Annotated in this window: 13 protein-coding genes; 10 read left to right on the top strand and 3 right to left on the bottom strand. The window is 61.9% G+C overall.

The window, feature by feature from the left end; translation table 11 throughout:
* Positions 1–127 precede the first annotated feature (127 nt).
* The 5 genes from topA (at position 128) to rpmG (ending at position 7,332) form a co-directional block, all read left to right on the top strand.
* The gene (gene topA, locus ACT53S_RS08175; RefSeq protein ID WP_476066552.1) at positions 128–2,818 is read left to right on the top strand and encodes a type I DNA topoisomerase; all 2,691 of its coding nucleotides are present in this window, start codon (positions 128–130) and stop codon (positions 2,816–2,818) included.
* Between the two features lie 101 nt (positions 2,819–2,919).
* The gene (gene rnr / locus ACT53S_RS08170; RefSeq protein ID WP_476066662.1) at positions 2,920–5,175 is read left to right on the top strand and encodes a ribonuclease R; all 2,256 of its coding nucleotides are present in this window, start codon (positions 2,920–2,922) and stop codon (positions 5,173–5,175) included.
* Positions 5,176–5,200: 25 nt separating this feature from the next.
* On the top strand, positions 5,201–5,635 hold the full coding sequence (locus tag ACT53S_RS08165; RefSeq protein WP_476066551.1) for a DUF983 domain-containing protein: 435 nt from the start codon (positions 5,201–5,203) through the stop codon (positions 5,633–5,635).
* A gap of 254 nt (positions 5,636–5,889) precedes the next feature.
* Positions 5,890–7,074 carry an MFS transporter gene (locus tag ACT53S_RS08160; RefSeq protein WP_113379418.1) on the top strand — a complete coding sequence of 395 codons (1,185 nt, stop codon included), beginning with the start codon at positions 5,890–5,892 and terminating at the stop codon, positions 7,072–7,074.
* A 90-nt stretch (positions 7,075–7,164) separates the two neighbouring features.
* Positions 7,165–7,332 carry a 50S ribosomal protein L33 gene (gene rpmG, locus ACT53S_RS08155; protein WP_003587245.1) on the top strand — a complete coding sequence of 56 codons (168 nt, stop codon included), beginning with the start codon at positions 7,165–7,167 and terminating at the stop codon, positions 7,330–7,332.
* A gap of 710 nt (positions 7,333–8,042) precedes the next feature.
* Here rpmG and ACT53S_RS08150 read toward each other — a convergent pair.
* Complete coding sequence (locus tag ACT53S_RS08150) at positions 8,043–9,416, bottom strand: PleD family two-component system response regulator (protein ID WP_142069501.1); 1,374 nt, start codon at positions 9,414–9,416, stop codon at positions 8,043–8,045.
* A gap of 12 nt (positions 9,417–9,428) precedes the next feature.
* A complete protein-coding gene (locus tag ACT53S_RS08145; RefSeq protein WP_062274548.1) occupies positions 9,429–9,800 on the bottom strand; it encodes a response regulator in 372 nt (123 codons plus the stop codon).
* Between the two features lie 138 nt (positions 9,801–9,938).
* Between ACT53S_RS08145 and ACT53S_RS08140 the strand changes: the two genes are divergently transcribed.
* The 5 genes from ACT53S_RS08140 to ACT53S_RS08120 all read left to right on the top strand — a co-directional run bounded on the left by ACT53S_RS08140 (position 9,939) and on the right by ACT53S_RS08120 (position 14,442).
* The gene (locus ACT53S_RS08140; RefSeq protein WP_476066550.1) at positions 9,939–10,232 is read left to right on the top strand and encodes a DUF3572 domain-containing protein; all 294 of its coding nucleotides are present in this window, start codon (positions 9,939–9,941) and stop codon (positions 10,230–10,232) included.
* Entirely contained in the window at positions 10,232–10,864 is a 633-nt protein-coding gene (locus tag ACT53S_RS08135; protein ID WP_476066549.1) for a hypothetical protein, read from the top strand. The genes ACT53S_RS08140 and ACT53S_RS08135 overlap by 1 nt, the downstream gene beginning before the upstream one ends.
* 106 nt (positions 10,865–10,970) lie before the next feature.
* Positions 10,971–12,257 (top strand): DNA polymerase IV, encoded by a 1,287-nt coding sequence (locus ACT53S_RS08130; RefSeq protein WP_142070897.1) that lies wholly within the window; start codon positions 10,971–10,973, stop codon positions 12,255–12,257.
* A 7-nt stretch (positions 12,258–12,264) separates the two neighbouring features.
* Positions 12,265–13,068, top strand: coding sequence for a YoaK family protein (locus ACT53S_RS08125; protein WP_476066548.1), 804 nt, complete (start codon positions 12,265–12,267; stop codon positions 13,066–13,068).
* A 129-nt stretch (positions 13,069–13,197) separates the two neighbouring features.
* Positions 13,198–14,442, top strand: a complete 1,245-nt coding sequence (locus ACT53S_RS08120; protein WP_476066547.1) for a L,D-transpeptidase family protein — start codon at positions 13,198–13,200, stop codon at positions 14,440–14,442.
* Between the two features lie 6 nt (positions 14,443–14,448).
* Here ACT53S_RS08120 and dnaE read toward each other — a convergent pair whose 3' ends face one another.
* Positions 14,449–17,949, bottom strand: coding sequence for a DNA polymerase III subunit alpha (gene dnaE, locus ACT53S_RS08115; protein WP_476066546.1), 3,501 nt, complete (start codon positions 17,947–17,949; stop codon positions 14,449–14,451).
* Positions 17,950–18,202: the final 253 nt, after the last annotated feature.

Below are 18,202 nucleotides of genomic sequence, written 5' to 3'. Positions count from 1 at the left end.
TTGCATTTCCGGAAAATCGGCCATACCTCTTGACCGCAGGCGTTTCGCCCTCCATGTCGGAGCGTCGGTTTTCCAAGGCGGTGGCGCGGTGCCACCGGTTGTGAGAGCTGTAAAGGTGCAGTGAAGTATGAACGTCGTAGTCGTAGAATCTCCGGCAAAGGCCAAGACGATCAACAAGTATCTGGGATCCGGATACAAGGTGCTCGCCTCGTTCGGCCATGTGCGCGATCTTCCGGCCAAGGACGGCTCCGTGCTTCCGGACCAGGATTTCGAAATGCTGTGGGAGGTCGACACCGCCTCGCAGAAGCGGATGAAGGACATCGCGGACGCGGTGAAATCCTCCGACGGCGTGTTCCTCGCGACTGACCCGGATCGTGAAGGGGAAGCGATTTCCTGGCACGTGCTCGACCTTTTGAAGAAGAAAAGGGTGATCGGCGACAAGCCGGTCAAGCGGGTTGTCTTCAACGCCATCACCAAGAAGGCCGTGCTCGACGCCATGGCCAATCCGCGTGACATCGACACGCCGCTGGTCGACGCCTATCTCGCGCGCCGCGCCCTCGACTATCTCGTCGGCTTCAATCTCTCACCGGTTCTATGGCGCAAGCTGCCAGGTGCACGGTCTGCCGGGCGCGTGCAGTCTGTTGCGCTGCGTCTCGTCTGCGACCGCGAGACCGAGATCGAGCGTTTCGTCGCGGAAGAATACTGGAACATCTCGGCGCTCCTGAAGACACCGCGCGGCGACGAATTCGAGGCGAAGCTCGTTTCGCACCAGGGCAAGCGCATGCAGCGCAACTCGGTGACCAATGGCGAGCAGGCGGCCGGCATCAAGGCACTGCTCGAAGGTGCTGCCTTCGCCGTCGACAGCGTGGAGGCAAAGCCGGTCAAGCGCAATCCTGGCCCTCCGTTCACAACCTCCACCCTGCAGCAGGCTGCGTCGTCGAAGCTCGGCTTCTCGGCCTCGCGCACCATGCAGGTGGCGCAGAAGCTTTATGAAGGCATCGACATCGGCGGCGAGACCGTCGGTCTCATTACCTATATGCGTACCGATGGCGTGCAGATGGCTCCCGAAGCAATCGAGGCTGCGCGCGGCGCCGTCGCCGACCAGTTCGGCCCGCGCTACGTGCCGGAGAAGCCGCGCTTCTACTCGACCAAGGCGAAAAACGCCCAGGAAGCGCATGAAGCCATTCGCCCGACCGACTTCAACCGCTCACCGGACAAGGTTCGTCGCTTCCTCGACGCCGATCAGCAGCGCCTCTACGACCTGATCTGGAAGCGCGGCATCGCCAGCCAGATGGCATCGGCCGAAATCGAGCGCACAACGGTCGAGATCCTGGCCGACAACAAGGGCGAAAAGGCCGGCCTGCGCGCCGTCGGTTCCGTCATCCGCTTCGACGGCTTCATTGCCGCCTATACCGACCAGCGCGAAGACGGCGAACCGGCCGAGGACGGTGACGACGAGGATGGCCGCCTGCCGGAGATCAATGCCCGCGAAGCACTGGCCAAGCAGAAGGTGAATGCGAGCCAGCATTTCACCGAGCCCCCGCCGCGTTATTCGGAAGCCTCTCTGATCAAGAAGATGGAAGAGCTCGGCATCGGCCGTCCCTCGACTTATGCCGCGACGCTGAAGACGCTCAGCGACCGCGAATACGTCATCACCGACAAGCGCAAGCTGGTGCCGCATTCGAAGGGCCGTCTGGTGACGGCGTTCTTGGAAAACTTCTTCACGAAGTATGTCGAATACGATTTCACAGCCGATCTCGAAGAGAAGCTCGACAAGATCTCGGCCGGCGAGCTCAACTGGAAGGACGTGCTGCGCGACTTCTGGAACGATTTCTTCTCGCAGATCGAAGACACCAAGGAACTGCGCGTCACCAATGTGCTCGACGCGCTGAACGAGGCCCTGGCGCCGCTGGTCTTCCCGAAGCGCGAAGACGGCTCGGATCCGCGTATCTGCCAGGTCTGCGGCACGGGCAACCTGTCGCTCAAACTCGGCAAATACGGCGCCTTCGTCGGCTGCTCGAATTATCCCGAGTGCAATTACACCCGGCAGCTGACGTCCGAAGGTGGCGCTGAAGCCGAGGCCAATGGCAACAACGAGCCCCGGGCGCTCGGCAAGGATCCGGTGACGGACGAGGAGATCACGCTGCGTTCCGGCCGGTTCGGGCCTTACGTTCAGCGGGGCGACGGCAAGGACGCCAAGCGTTCGTCGCTGCCGAAAGGCTGGGCACCTGCCGACATCGATTTCGAGAAGGCGCTGTCGCTCTTGTCGCTGCCGCGCGATGTCGGCCCGCATCCGGAAACCGGCAAGATGATCTCGGCGGGTCTCGGACGCTACGGACCCTTCGTGCTGCACGACGGAACCTATGCCAATCTCGAAGGCATCGAGGACGTGCTGTCGATCGGCATCAACCGCGCCGTGACCGTGCTGGCAGAGAAGAAGGCCAATCCGGGCGGCCGGGGCCGCACGGCAGCGGTTGCTCTGAAGGAACTCGGGGAACATCCCGACGGCGGCGCGATAACTGTTCGTGACGGCCGCTTCGGCCCCTATGTCAACTGGGGCAAGGTGAATGCCACCCTGCCCAAGGGCAAGGATCCGCAGACGGTCAGCGTCGAGGAAGCCCTTGTGCTGATCGCCGAGCGCGCGGCCAAGGACGGCGGCAAGACGAAGGCGAAGAAGGCTCCGGCCAAGGCTGCCAAGGCGAAGGCCGGCGATGCAACCGAGGCGAAGCCGAAGAAGGCCGCAGCCAAACCGAAGGCGAAGACCGCTGCAAAGGCGCCGGCCAAGGCGAAGACAACAACGAAGAAGAGTGCGACTTGAGCAGAAAATTCCGCGACCCCTCCGAGATACCCGGCTCCGGCAACCGCAAGAGCCGGCGTGCGGAAGGCGCGGCCAAGGCGAAGGCCGAAAATAGCAACGCCATCATCCACGGCGAGGTGCCGTCGCGCGAGGTGCTGCTGCAGTTCATCACCGACAATCCCGACCGCGCTTCCAAGCGCGAGATCGCCAAGGCCTTCGGGCTGAAGGGCGATACGCGGGTGGAGCTGAAGCAGGCGCTGCGCGATCTGGAGAATGACGGGCTCGTCAACAAGACCCGCAAGTCGCTGGCGCGGCCGGGTGCCCTGCCCCCGGTCACCGTTCTCGACATCACCACGCGCGACAAGGACGGCGAGCTGATCGGTCGGCCGGCGGAGTGGCCCGAAGACGCCGGTGCGGCACCGGCCGTCCTGATCCGGCAATCGAGTTCGGACCGCTCGAAGGGCAAGGCGCCCGTCGGTGGTCTCGGCGATCGGGTTCTCGCCAAGATCTTCGCCAACAAGGACCGGTCCGGCCCGGCTTACACGGCGCGCGTAATCAAGGTGATCGACCGCCAGCGCGGCGCCGTGCTCGGCGTGCTCAGGATGATGGGCGACGGTGGCGCACGCCTGATGCCGATCGAGCGGCGCGGCGAGGAAATGCAGGTCGATGCCGCCGATATCGGCGAGGCCAAGGACGGCGATCTCGTCGAGGTCGAGGTTTCACGCGCGGCCCGCTTCGGGCTGACCCGCGCGCGGGTGCTGAACATCGTCGGCTCCGTCGCTTCGGAGAAGGCGATCTCGATGATCGCCATCCATGCGCACGGCATCCCCTACGTCTTCCCGCAGTCGGTGATCGCAGAGGCCGAAGCCGCGGAGGCCGCCAGCATGTCGCACCGCGAGGACTGGCGTCAGGTGCCGCTCATCACCATCGATCCGCATGATGCCAAGGACCATGACGACGCGGTCTATGCCGAACCCGACGCTTCGCAAGACAATCCGGGCGGTGTGATTGTGACCGTCGCCATCGCCGATGTTTCCTATTACGTCCGACCGAAATCGGCTCTGGATCGCGAGGCCCTGAAGCGCGGCAATTCGGTCTATTTCCCGGACCGCGTCGTGCCGATGCTGCCGGAGCGGATTTCCAACGATCTCTGCTCGCTGCGCGAAGGCGTCGACCGACCGGCGCTTGCCGTGCGCATGGTCTTCTCGGCCGAGGGGCGCAAGGTGCGCCATACTTTCCATCGCATCATGATGAAGAGTGCGGCCAAGCTCTCCTACCAGCAGGCACAGGCGGCGATCGACGGCCAGCCGGACGAGAAGGCCGGGCCGCTGCTCGAGCCGATCCTGAAGCCGCTCTGGGCGGCTTACGCCATCCTCAAGCGTGGCCGCGACCGGCGACAGCCGCTTGAGCTCGACATGCCCGAGCGCAAGATCATCCTCAAGGAGGACGGCACAGTTGACCGCGTCTTCGTGCCTGAGCGCCTCGATGCGCACAAGCTGATCGAAGAAATGATGATCCAGGCGAATGTCGCCGCCGCCGAGACGCTGGAGGCCAAGCGGCAGAAGCTGGTCTACCGCATCCATGATGCGCCGACACTCGCCAAGCAGGAGGTGCTGCGGGAGTTCCTCGCAACGCTCGGCATGTCGCTGGTCAAGGGCGGCAACATGCGGTCCAACTCGTTCAACGGGATCCTCGCAAAGGCCGAGGGCACACCGCACCAGATCATCGTCAACGAGATGGTGTTGCGCAGCCAGAGCCAGGCGATCTACAGCCCTGAGAATATCGGCCATTTCGGCCTCAACCTGATGAAATACGCGCATTTCACCTCGCCCATCCGGCGTTATGCCGACTTGATCGTGCACCGCGCGCTGGTCGGTGCGCTGGGGCTCGGTGAAGGCGGGATCACGCAGGAGGAAGAGGCGAGCCTCGAGGATATCGCCGCCGAGATCTCGACCTTCGAGCGGCGCGCAATGGCGGCCGAGCGCGATACCGTCAACCGACTGGTGGCGCATCATCTCGCCGGCCGCATCGGCGAGGATTTCCAGGGCCAGATCGGTGGCGTCACCAAGTCGGGGCTTTTCATCAGCCTGCCGCAATTTGGCGCAGATGGCTTTATCCCGGTTTCAACTCTCGGACGGGACTACTATATCTACGACGAAGCTCACCAGGCCTTGACGGGCGAGAAGTCTGGATTGGGTTATCAGCTCGGCGACACCGTCGAGGTGCGGCTCGTGGAAGCCGTGCCGCTTGCCGGTGCGCTACGCTTCGAAATGCTGAGCGAAGGGCGCAAGATGCCAGTTGGCGCGCGCTCCTTCCACAAGGCTGGCGGGCGGGGCAGGAAACAGCCCGGCACACGGCCACCGCGTTCGAGACGGTGATATCGATACGCCCCGGAGAAACACGATGACGGTCAACCAGACTAACCTGACAGCGAAATTCGGTGGCGCAAGTGACGTGGAGCGCCCGCTGGGGCGTTCGATCAAGCGTGGCATGCTGAACCGCTGCCCGAACTGTGGCGAGGGCAGACTTTTCGGTCGGTATCTGAAGGTCGTCGACAACTGCGCCGCCTGCGGGGAAGATTACCACCACCATCGGGCCGACGATCTTCCCGCCTATCTCGTCATCCTGATCCTCGGCCATGTGCTGGTCGGCGGCTTCATGGCGACCGATCTGGTCTTCGTGCTGCCGGGCTGGGTCCATTTCGCGATCTGGGCGCCGATCGGCATCGTGGCTTCGCTCCTGAGCCTCCAACCGATCAAGGGCGGCGTTGTCGGGCTGCAATGGGCCCTGCGGATGCATGGCTTCGGCGGCGTGCAGGACGAGATCGACGAGCACTGAACAACCGATCCGAGGCGCGGCGATCGTCATGCCGGTGTGGCCATTTACGCTTAACTATCACTCTTCCTGCTATGCGTGATTCGGGGTGAAACCCGCTGGACAGGTTGACAGCCAGGCGATTTCCGGTGTGAACATGCCGCGCCCTCAAAACACGGTCGGGAGCTCGTACACTTCGATGCCATTCAAGATGCCGAACTTCTGTCTGCTGCGGCCCCGCCCGGCCCCGGCGCGTGGTCATTTTCGGATGGTGCATGATGGCTGAGTCGAAGGACTGCCTGAACGGCGACCGGGAAGAGATCCATTGGCCGTCCCTAATCGCGGCGATCTCGGCCATTTCGGCTGTGGGGATTGCCATCGGTCTCGGCCTTCCGCTGCTCAGCATTATCTTGGAAAAGCGCGGCATTTCGTCGACACTGATCGGGTTGAACTCGGCCATGGCCGGGATCGCCGCCATGGCAGCGGCCCCCGTCACCACCAAGATCGCGCACAAGCTGGGCGTCGTACCGACCATGCTCTGGGCCGTACTGCTGTCGGCGATCAGCGCTGTCGGCTTTTATTACGCCACGCAGTTCTGGATGTGGTTTCCCCTGCGCATCGTCTTCCATGGCGCGACGACCACACTCTTCATCCTGTCTGAATTCTGGATCAATGCGGCCGCTCCCTCGCGCAAGCGCGGGCTGGTCATGGGGATCTATGCGACAATGCTCGCCGTCGGCTTTGCCTCCGGACCGCTGATCTTCTCGGCGATTGGCAGCGAAGGCGTGTTGCCTTTCGCCGTCGGTGCCGCAGCCATCCTGGCGGCCGCGATCCCGATCTATATCGCGCGCTTCGAAAGCCCCGTGCTGAACGAAAAGCCGGAGATGCATTTCTTCCGCTACATCTTCCTCGTTCCGACCGCGACTGTTGCCGTCTTCGTCTTCGGAGCGGTCGAGGCCGGCGGGCTCTCGCTCTTCCCGATCTATGCCACCCGTACCGGCTTCTCCGAGACACAGGCCGCCTTGCTGCTGACGGTGATGGGCATCGGCAATATGGTCTTCCAGATCCCGCTGGGGCTGCTCTCCGACCGCATGAAGGACCGCAGGCTGCTGTTGTCCATCCTCGCCTTCATCGGACTGTGCGGCTCGCTGGCGCTGCCGCTGCTCACCGACCACTGGCAGTTGATGGCGGTCGTGCTGCTGTTCTGGGGCGGATGTGTATCGGGTCTCTATACGATCGGGCTCAGCCATCTCGGAGCACGACTCACGGGGGCGGATCTCGCCGCCGCCAATGCCGCCTTCATCTTCTGCTATGCGGTCGGCACGGTGGCCGGTCCACAGGCAATCGGCGCGGCCATCGATCTCACCGGAAACAACGGTTTTGCCTGGGCAATTGCGGGCTTCTTCGCCCTCTATGTCGTGCTTTCCTTGGGTCGCCTGCTTTTTAACCCGAAACGCACTTGACTTTTCGGGCGCGATTTGTAGTTTCGCGCCAGATTTGCCGTGGGCCACGTTCGGTCGTCCACGGCTTCGTTTATTAGAGGCAGGACGACCATGGCCAAGGCTACAACCATCAAGATCAAGCTTCTGTCGACGGCCGACACGGGTTTCTTCTACGTTACCACGAAGAACAGCCGTACGATGACGGACAAGATGACGAAGACCAAGTATGACCCGATTGCGAAGAAGCATGTCGAGTTCAAGGAAACCAAGATCAAGTAAGATTTGGTCCCATCGGTTCCACAAAAAAGGCGTGTCACTCTGTGACGCGCCTTTTTCTTTGGCAAATCCGAGCCAGTGCCCCCTTGAGCCCTCCCCTTCGCGCAAACAAAAACACCGGCCTCCCACGGGGAGACCGGTGTTTCGCTGATAGGGGGTCGGTCGGCATGCAAACACGGCACGAGGAACCGTTTTGACGTTGCACACCAACCGACCGACCCCACGACCCAGGAGATGCGGCGGACCTGAGCATCATGGGGTATCCAGAACCTCTTGGAGAGGTCTTTTTCGATGTGGTCAAACTCTCTTAAGTAGAGAAAAAAATCAACAGTTTATTAACTGCCCTACGTTGCATGCTCTTGATATGGTTAAATTCGGGACAGAAGACTTGTTCGACCAGACTTGCTACGCGCCAGGTAAACATTGTTCCGTGAACAATCCCACAGTCTAAGTTGCAAGCAACAGATTTAGTCCCGCAAGCCGCAGCATTTTCCGCGACCCGCGGCACACGCGGAGATTAAAGATAAATCTAATATAAAGATACAGCTTTATGTCGGGAAGCAACACGCCTCGATCGACGCCAGCCAACGGATTCTATTGAACAGCAATAGTGTCACCGGCAAAACGATACAGTTGAAACTGCCCAAAATCGGTGCAAAATGCATGAAAGGCGCCAACTTAAGCGGCACCACAAAAAGCTGTGAATGGTTAGATCACGCTGCGGCGGCAACCACACGATTGCGACCGGAATTCTTGGCTTCGTATAGCGCCCTGTCGGCCTGCTTGAGCAATTGCTCCGGCGTGTCGATGCCTGGCCCCAGTGTGGCGATCCCCATGGAGGCGGTCAGCATCAGCGGTGTCTCGCCCGAACGCAGCTGGAAGGGTCGCGCCTCGATCATCAGGCGCAGGCGTTCCGCCACGTTGGCGGCCACTTCCGCCGGCGTGTCGGGCATGACCACCACGAACTCCTCGCCTCCGTAGCGGCAGGCCAGATCGGCGCCGCGCACGGTCGACCTGATCCGTCCGGAAAACTCCTTCAGGACCTCGTCGCCGGCATCGTGGCCGAACTGGTCGTTGACCAGCTTGAAGCGGTCGATATCGGTGATGCAGATGGTGAGCGGACGACCTCGAACCTTGGCGCGGGCAAAGAGTGTGCGCAGCTGGGTATCGAGATAACGACGATTGTGGAGACCGGTCAGGCCGTCGGTGACGGCAAGCTCGATCGTCTGGCGCACGCTGTTGCGGAGGCGATCATTGTAGCGCTTGCGGCGCACCTGGGTCAGCGCGCGGGCGACGAGTTCGTTCGGATCGAGCGGACGCACGATGTAATCGTTCACGCCGAGATCAAGCGCGCGGATGATCATCTGTTCGTCACCCTGCTCCGTAATCAGCAAGATCGGGATGAAGCGTGTGCGCTCCAGGGAACGGAGCTGGGAGCAGAAGCGAAGCGGATCGTAATCTGCAAGGTTGCTGTTGACGATGACGAGGTCGTAGCCGTTCTCTGCGGCTTCGAACACGGCAGCCTGGGGATCGGACAGCGCGCTGACTTCGGCGATCGGCTTCAATGCCTTGACGATGCGCTCCTGAGAAGCGCCCCGGCTGTCGACGAGCAGGACCTGGGCCTGCTCCTCGAGCCGGCCGTCGGTCAGGCGCAGGGCGTCCTCGACGCCGGCCTGACGCGTTCCATCGTGGCGCAGACGCAATTCGTCGCTCAGCGTCTTCAACCGGACCAGGCTCTTCACCCGCGAAATGAGCTGCAGGTCGTTGACCGGTTTGGTCAGAAAGTCGTCGGCACCGGCCTTCAGGCCGCGGACGCGGTCGGAGGGCTGGTCGAGCGCGGTGACCATGACGACGGGGATATGGGCTGTACGCGGGTTGGATTTCAGCCGCTCACAGACCTCAAAGCCGTCCATTTCCGGCATCATGATATCGAGCAGGATCACATCGACCTGGGTGCGGTCACAGATATCGAGGGCATCGAAACCGTTGTTCGCCGTCAGGACGTCGAAATACTCCGCCATCAGCCGCGCTTCGAGCAGCTTCACATTGGCGGGTATATCGTCGACGACCAGTATGCGCGCAGTCATGTCCCTTAATCCTCACGCATCTCCGAGATAGGTCTTGATGGTCTCGATGAACTTCGGCACCGAGATTGGCTTGGAAACATAGGCTTCGCAACCACCCTGACGAATTCGCTCTTCGTCGCCCTTCATGGCGAAGGCGGTTACCGCAATCACGGGGATCACATGCAGGTCGGGGTCATCCTTCAGCCATTTCGTCACTTCCAGTCCGGACACTTCCGGCAACTGAATGTCCATGAGAATCAGATCCGGCTTGTGACGCCGCGCAAGGTCCATGGCCTCCATGCCATTGCGGGTCTGCACCGTCTCATAGCCGGACGCCTCGATAAGATCGCGGAAGAGCTTCATGTTGAGCTCGTTGTCTTCGACAATCATTACCTTTTTCGGCATCCACCCGATCCCTTGTCTCGCATCTTGCGGGGTTCCATTGCCGGACCCAGGCGCGAGTTCGCATCTTCCGTCACTCTACATGCTAGTGCTATTTGGTTTCGAAATCGGTAATTTGCCAGGAAAACAGGAAAAGACTTTATGAAAAACAGAGATATACCTGCAAGTGCCGATGATACGGCCATCGCCGTTCTCGGCTGGCTTGCCAGCGAGCCGGACATGCTGTCGCGATTTCTCGCCTTGTCCGGGGTGCAGCCGGGGCAGATGCGCGACGCGGTCAATGATCCGGGTTTTCTCGCCGGCATGCTCGAATTCCTGATGCAGCATGAACCGACGCTCTTGGCATTCTGCGAGGCCACCGCGACGAAACCCGAGGTGGTCGTTGCAGCCTATCACCACTATGTGCGACCCGGCCTCGATTCGGGCGAGTTCTGATGCTGACCGATCTCGCCCATATCAAGCTTGCTGACCGGCCGCTGATCGTCTGCGACGTGGACGACGTGGTGTTGCAATTTGCTACCCCCTTCGAGGCGTTTCTCCTGGAACGCGGCCTCACCCTGCTGCCACGTTCGTTCAAGCTGACCGGCAATATTGTCGATGCGACCGCGCGAGCACTCGATGCGGTGGCGGTCAAGGACCTGATCCACGACTTCTTCGTCGAGCAGGAACGCTGGCAGACACCCTTCGCAGAAGCCGTCGACAGCCTGAATGCGCTGGCAGTTGAAGCAGATCTGGTCTTCCTGACCGCGATGCCGCCACGCCATGCGGAGATCCGACGCCGGCTTCTCGATCGGTTGACACTCTCCTATCCGATGATTTCCAGCGAGGACGCCAAGGGACCCATCGTCGCGGCCCTGCACGAGAACCGGCCCCTGCCCGTCGCCTTCATCGACGACATGGTCAGCAATCTGCATTCGGTCCGCGAGCATGTGGCAGAGTGTGCGCTCGTTTACATGCCGCCCGATGTTGCAATCTTCCGCCACGCCCCCGAGCCGGAGCCGCCGGTCCAGAAGGCGCAGGACTGGACTGAGGCGCGCCGTCTGATCGAAGCCCATTTTCACCGCTGACTGCCTTTTCGGCTGTGGCATCCGGCATGGCCAAACGGCGGTCAGATCCCTCTTGCCAGGCAAGAAGGGGCGGCTTAGGGTGCAAACGTTCAACCTTTGTTCCCACATGTCCTCGATAGACCAACCTCGACCCGGCTTTTGCCGTGACTGCCTTGAGGAGCAGCCCGATGGGCTGCGGCGTTGCCGCGCCTGTGGCAGCCCTCGTCTGGTCTATCATGCGGAATTGCGTGAGCTGACGCTCGCGCATGTCGACTGCGACGCGTTTTATGCGGCGGTCGAGAAACGCGACAATCCCGACCTGATCGACAAGCCCGTGATCATCGGAGGCGGCAAACGCGGCGTCGTTTCAACCGCCTGCTATGTCGCGCGCATCCACGGCGTGCGCTCGGCCATGCCAATGTTCAAGGCGCTTGAGGCCTGTCCGCAGGCGGTGGTGATCAGACCGGACATGGAGAAATATGTTCGGGTCGGGCGGCAGGTGCGGGCGTTAATGGAGGAATTGACGCCGCTGGTGCAGCCGATCTCGATCGATGAGGCGTTCCTCGAACTGCGCGGCACGGAACTTTTGCATCACGATCCGCCGGCACGGGTTCTGGCGCGCTTTGCACGGCGCGTGGAACAGGAGATCGGCATCACCATTTCCGTCGGCCTCTCCTACTGCAAGTTCCTCGCGAAGGTCGCTTCCGACCTGCAGAAGCCGCGTGGTTTCTCCGTCATCGGCGCGGCCGAGGCTGTCGATTTCCTGGCTGACAAGCCCGTGACACTGATCTGGGGTGTGGGAAAAGCGCTGGCGGCAACGCTTCAGGCCGACGGGATCCGGACCATCGGCCAGTTGCAGGTCATGGATGAAGCAGACCTGATGCGGCGCTATGGGGTGATGGGGCAGCGGCTCGCCAGGCTGTCGCGCGGCATCGACGATCGCAGCGTGCATCCCAATGATCCGGCCAAGAGCGTTTCGGCCGAAACGACATTTTTCGACGACATCAACAAGCCGGAAGACCTGATCGTCCATCTGCGGGAACTGTCGGAAAAGGTCGCCTGGCGACTGAAACGGCATGGAATTGCCGGGCAGACCGTCGTGCTCAAGCTCAAGACCGCCGATTTCAAGGCGCGCACACGCAACCGGCGGCTGGACGACCCGACGCAACTGGCGGACCGCATTTTCCGCACCGGCATGGCGCTTTTGGAAAAGGAGGCAGACGGCACGCGTTTCCGGCTGATCGGCATCGGCGTGAGCGACCTGAAGGATGCGGCAACGGCCGATCCGCCTGATCTCGTCGACGCGCAGGCGACGCGGCGTGCGGCAGCGGAGGCGGCGATGGACAAATTACGCGACAAGTTCGGCAAAGGTACGGTACAAACCGGATATACCTTCCCCGCAAAGCGGTCCTGACATCCACATGGCCCTGCCTCAGCCCCATCCGACGCACTCTCCATCGCTGCGCCCGTCGCGGGCGGATCGGCGCTGGCGGCACATCCGGGTGGCGGCCTCCTATCACCGCCGGCGGGGCAACGATCTGTTGCTCGGCCTGATCCTCGCCTTCGTCGCCGGCGCCATGAATGCCGGCGGGTTCCTCGCCGTCGGACGCTACACGTCCCATATGACAGGCGTGGTCTCGTCGATCGCCGACGATCTCGCGCTCGGGCTGTTCGGCCTGGTCGGGGCGGGTCTCACTCTGCTCATCTCCTTCCTCTGCGGTGCGGCCTGTTCGGCAATCCTGATCAACTGGGCGCGGCGGCATGCGAGACGCCAGCAATATGCCTATCCGTTGGCGCTCGAATCGGGCCTGCTGATCCTCTTTGCCGGCCTGGGAACGCTGCATGACGCAGCCGTGGCACCGGCAACCGCCATGCTGCTCTGCATCATCATGGGATTGCAGAACGCGACAATCACCAAGATCTCCGGCGCCCGCATCCGCACGACGCACCTGACCGGCATGGTCACCGATATCGGCATCGAACTCGGCAAGGTCGCCTATCTCGGCATCGCCCGCCTGCTCTCCCATCCACCTGTCCCCGTCGACCGGCGCAAGCTGTCGATCCTGCTGCCGATCGTTTCGATGTTCTTCTTCGGTGGACTGGTCGGTGCGCTCGGTTTCAAGCATCTCGGCCATGCCTTCGCCCTGCCGATCGCGGCCCTTTTGCTGGCCGTCGCCTCGCCGCAGCTGCAGGGGCGGCGCAGGGCGGCAACGCCGGGTTCGTGATCGAGCAAGACTGGGGACAACCGATCAAACATCCGTGTAGAGCGCGGCTGCACAGGCGATCGCGAAACTTTTCTTAAACTTCGCCGGGTAGCATGGCGCCATCCTGTTTTGCGTCATCCCGGTCGTATCATGTTCCAGCGTTTCGCCCTCGCCTTCAGCCTCGGCCTCATGGCCAGCAGTGCCCTTTCCACCCCCTCACTCGCCGCCGATCGCGGCCCCTTGCAGATCTACGTCTCCAAGGCGACCCAGACGCTGACCGTTTATGACGGCCAAGAGTTGCTGGTGACCTCGAAGGTGTCGACGGGCAAGCCGGGACACACGACGCCATCTGGTATCTTCTCGATCCTGGAAAAGCGTAAGTACCACGAATCCAACATCTATTCGAACGCGCCGATGCCGTTCATGCAGAGGCTGACTTGGTCGGGTATCGCATTGCACGAGGGCAAGGTGCCCAACTATCCCGCCTCGCATGGCTGCGTGCGATTGCCGAACGGCTTTGCCAAAACGCTGTTTTCGATGACGGAACGCGGCGCCCATGTGATCATCACCGATGACCCGGTGACACCGGCGGTCGTCACGCATGCCAACCTGTTCACCCCCCGTCAGCCCGTTCCGGAAGGTGGCCTGCTGTCGGACGCCGAACTGCGGCCGACCAAGATCGAGGCATCGCTGGCCCCTGTCGAGGTGGCGATGAACGAGGTGCTGCCGAAGATGGGTGCCCAGGCCCAGCTCGTGCTGGAAGACGAGCCGCCGCTTCGCATCCTCATCACCCGGCGCAGCCAGCGCGACGAGGTTCGCGACGTGCAGGAAATGCTCACCGAACTCGGCTTCGACGCTGGTGCTGCCGACGGCGTCATGGGAAGTCAGACGCTTGCTGCGATCCACGGCTACAAGCGCTGGAAATCGATCGAGAAGGACGGGGAGATCCTGTCACCTCGCTTCATCGCAGCGCTCTCGGCTTCGGCCGGGCGCGAAAAGCCGCTCGATGGCCAGATCATGGTGCGGCAGAAGTTCAAGCCGGTGTTCGAGGCGGCCATCGGTATTCGCGAACCGGAAAAAGGCCTCGGAACGCATTTCCTCGAGGCGAGCCATGTCGACCGCTTCAAGGGCAAGGTGGAATGGCAGAGCGTCAGCATTGACAACCATCTGCCCGCTCCGACGCTGAAGCGCCTCGGCATCACCGAACCCGCCGAGGATCGGGCGGTATTTACTGCGGAAGCAGCGCTCTCCCGTCTCGACATTCCCGGCGACGTCAGGGCGAAGATCGAGATGATGCTGAGCGAAGGCTCTTCAATCACCATCTCCGATAGCGGCATCGGGCCGGAAACGGGCGACGGCACGGATTTTATTACGGTGACGCGGACGAAGGGCTGAGCGCCCTTACACCAGTTCGACATCCAGGACGCCCGGCGTCGAGCGCATGGCGGCGGCGATTTCCGGGGAGATTCGGAAACGTTCGGTGAGCTCCACCTCGATCTCGCGCTTGCCCTCGTCCTTGATGACGATGAAGGAGACGAGGCCGTCGCCGCGGGCGTTGAGGTGGGCGGCCACCGCACGCAAGGGGCCGGAATCGCGGACATAGACGCGCATGGCCTTCTGCATGCGGATCGACTGCTCTTCCAGCGATTGCGCCGTCTGGATGCGTAGGCCGATGCCTTCGGGACGCTCTTCGGCGGCGACCGTGATGACGAGGGACTTTCCGGCCTCCAGGAGGTCGCGATACTGGTTGAGACCTTCGGAGAACAATACCGCCTCATACTGGCCGGAGGCATCGGAGAAGGTGACGATGCCCATCTTGTTGCCGGTGCGGGTCTTGCGTTCCTGCTTGGAAATCACGGTGCCGGCGAGACGGCCGGCGCTCGCGCCCTGTTTGACGGCAACGGAGAAGTCGGCGAAGTTCTGGACACGGAGCTTGTCGAGCAGTTGCCGATACGCGTCGAGCGGATGGGCCGACAGGTAGAAACCTAGGACCTGGAATTCGCGCATCAGCTTTTCCGAGGATAGCCACGGGGTATAGGGCGCAAAGGCAATCTTTTCCGGACCGCTGGCGCCACCCGCCCCGAACATGTCGGACTGTCCGCTGACGGCGTTTTCCTGGGCGCGCTGGGCATATCCCATGATGCGGTCGAGGCTGCCGATCAGTTCGGCGCGATCGCGGCCGAAGCAGTCGAAGGCACCGGCGGCAATCAGACTTTCGAAGACGCGACGGTTGATCTGCTTGGGATCGATCCGCAGGCAGAAGTCCTCCAAGCTTTCGAAAGGCTTGTCGCCGCGGACCTCGACGATGTGTTCGACGGCGTTTTCGCCGACGCCTTTGATCGCCGCGAGGGCGTAATAGATCCGGTTCGGACCCGTCTGGAAGTGGCGGTAAGAGGTCTGGACCGAAGGCGGCACCACTTCGATGCCAAGACGGCCGGCATCCTGGCGGAAGTCGACGAGCTTTTCCGTGTTCGCCATGTCGAGGGTCATCGACGCGGCGAGGAACTCGACCGGATAATGCGCCTTCATATAGGCGGTCTGATAGGAGACGATCGCGTAGGCGGCCGCATGCGACTTGTTGAAGCCGTAGTTGGCGAACTTCGCCAGCAGTTCAAAGATGTTCTCGGCCTGGGGCTTGGAGACGCCGTTCTTCATGGCGCCGTCGACGAAACGGGCCGACTGCTGGTCCATCTCCGCCTTGATCTTCTTACCCATGGCGCGGCGCAGAAGGTCGGCTTCGCCGAGCGAATAGCCCGAGAGCACCTGAGCGATCTGCATGACCTGCTCCTGGTAGACGATAACGCCTTGCGTTTCCTTGAGCAGGTAGTCGATCTTCGGATGGACGGAAGCGAGTTCTTCCTCGCCGTGCTTGCGGGCATTGTAGACCGGGATGTTCTCCATCGGGCCTGGGCGATAGAGGGCAACGAGCGCGATGATGTCCTCGATGCAGTCGGGACGCATGCCGATCAGGGCCTTGCGCATGCCCGCACTTTCCACCTGGAAGACGCCGACCGTTTCGCCGCGCGAAAGCATCTCGTAGGTAAGCTTGTCATCGAGCGGGATGGCCGCCAGATCCACCTTGTGGCCGCGTTGCTCGACGACGAAATCGACGGCGGTCTTCAGTACAGTCAGCGTCTTCAGGCCGAGGAAGTCGAACTTGACGAGGCCAGCCTGCTCCACCCATTTCATGTTGAACTGGGTGACCGGCATGTCAGAGCGCGGATCGCGGTACATCGGCACCAGCTTCGAGAGCGGCCGGTCGCCGATGACGATGCCGGCGGCATGGGTCGAGGCGTGGCGGTAGAGACCCTCGATCTTCTGGGCGATTTCGAGGAGGCGGGCGACGACCGGCTCTTCGGCCGCAGCCTCCTGCAGCTTCGGCTCCTCCTCGATCGCCTTGGAGAGCGGCGTCGGATTGGCGGGATTGTTCGGCACCAGCTTGCAGATCTTGTCGACCTGGCCATAGGACATTTCGAGCACGCGGCCAACGTCGCGCAAGGCGGCACGCGCCTGCAGCGATCCGAAGGTGATGATCTGCCCCACCTGCTCGCGGCCATATTTGCGCTGCACGTAGCGGATGACCTCTTCGCGGCGCTCCTGGCAGAAGTCGATGTCGAAGTCGGGCATCGAGACGCGTTCCGGATTGAGGAAGCGCTCGAAGAGCAGCGAGAAGCGCAACGGGTCTACGTCGGTGATGGTCAGCGCATAGGCGACCAGCGAGCCCGCGCCCGAGCCACGGCCCGGTCCGACCGGGATGTCATGCTGCTTGGCCCATTTGATGAAGTCCGAAACGATCAGGAAGTAGCCGGGGAACTTCATGCGCTCGATGACGGAGAGCTCGAATTCGAGCCGCTCGCGATAATCCTTCTCCTCGTAACCTGGCGCCATGCCGAGTGCCGCAAGGCGATTGTCGAGACCCTCGATCGCCTGGCGGCGCAGTTCCAGCGCCTCTTCGCGTTCTGCCTCTTCCGGATCGTCGCTGCCTCCGGTGAAGCGCGGCAGGATCGGCTTGCGGGTTGAGAGCACGAAGGAGCAGCGGCGGGCGATCTCGACGGAATTCTCAAGCGCCTCCGGCAGGTCAGCGAACAACGCCTGCATTTCGGCGCGGCTCTTGAGATAATGATCCGGCGTCAGGCGGAAGCGATCGTCATTCGAGACGATGGCATTGTGGGCGACCGCCATCAGGGCATCATGGGCGTCGTAGTCGTCGCGCGCCGGAAAGAAGGCCTCGTTGGTGGCGACCAGCGGCAGGTCGTGATCGTAGGCGAGCTGGACCATGCGGCGCTCATGGCTGCGGTCGTAAGCGCCATGACGCTGCAATTCGACATAGAGGCGATCGCCGAAGAGGTCCTTCAACGCCAGAAGACGCGTCTCAGCCTGGGCGGCGTGACCATCGCGCAGCGGACGATCCACAGGGCCACCGGACGCCCCGGTCAAGGCGATCAGGCCGTCTGTGCCACTTTCGCGCAGCCATGACAGTTTGACATGCACCGGCTGACCGGCATCCCCGCCAAGATAGGCGCGACTGACAAGGTCAACGAGCCGCTCGTAGCCTGCAGCATCAGACGCAAGCACGACTATGGCCGGAAGATCCGGCATATGGCCGTTGCCGCCTCGCTTTTCTCCCGTCGAATCTTCCATATCGATCGACAGCTGGCAGCCGATGATCGGCTGCACGCCGTCGCCGATCGCCTTCTGGGAGAATTCGAGCGCAACGAACAGATTGTTGGTGTCGGTAATCGCGATCGCCGGCTGGTCGTCGGCGACGGCCTTGCCGAGGATCTTCTTCAGCGGCAATGCGCCTTCCAGCAGAGAATAAGCCGAATGCACCCGAAGATGCACGAAACCCGGCCCGGTCGACAATCCCGTCGGCGTGTCGATCCCGCTCGTGCTCTCGCCCATACCGCCATATCCTCGCATTGCTTTGAATCACCGAGATTTTCGGTGTTCGCGCCTGCGAAGTCCAGTCACGTTTGTCGCGATCGGCAGGTGTCTACAGGTTTCGAAGGAGCTCTCAGAGAGCGAGCATCAAAAGGGTCATGCTGGCAACAAAGACGGCCATGGAGGTGAATGCAGCAACGTCGCGAATAATTTCGGTCATGTCTGTCTCCTATTTCCTCTATGTTTTTATTTTGTTCCCCTCTTGTTCTTTTGT

It is taken from the genome of Allorhizobium sp. DMC15 (assembly GCF_056314065.1).
Note: the sequence above shows the minus strand (reverse complement) of the source record. Positions and strands in the feature narration are given on the sequence as shown.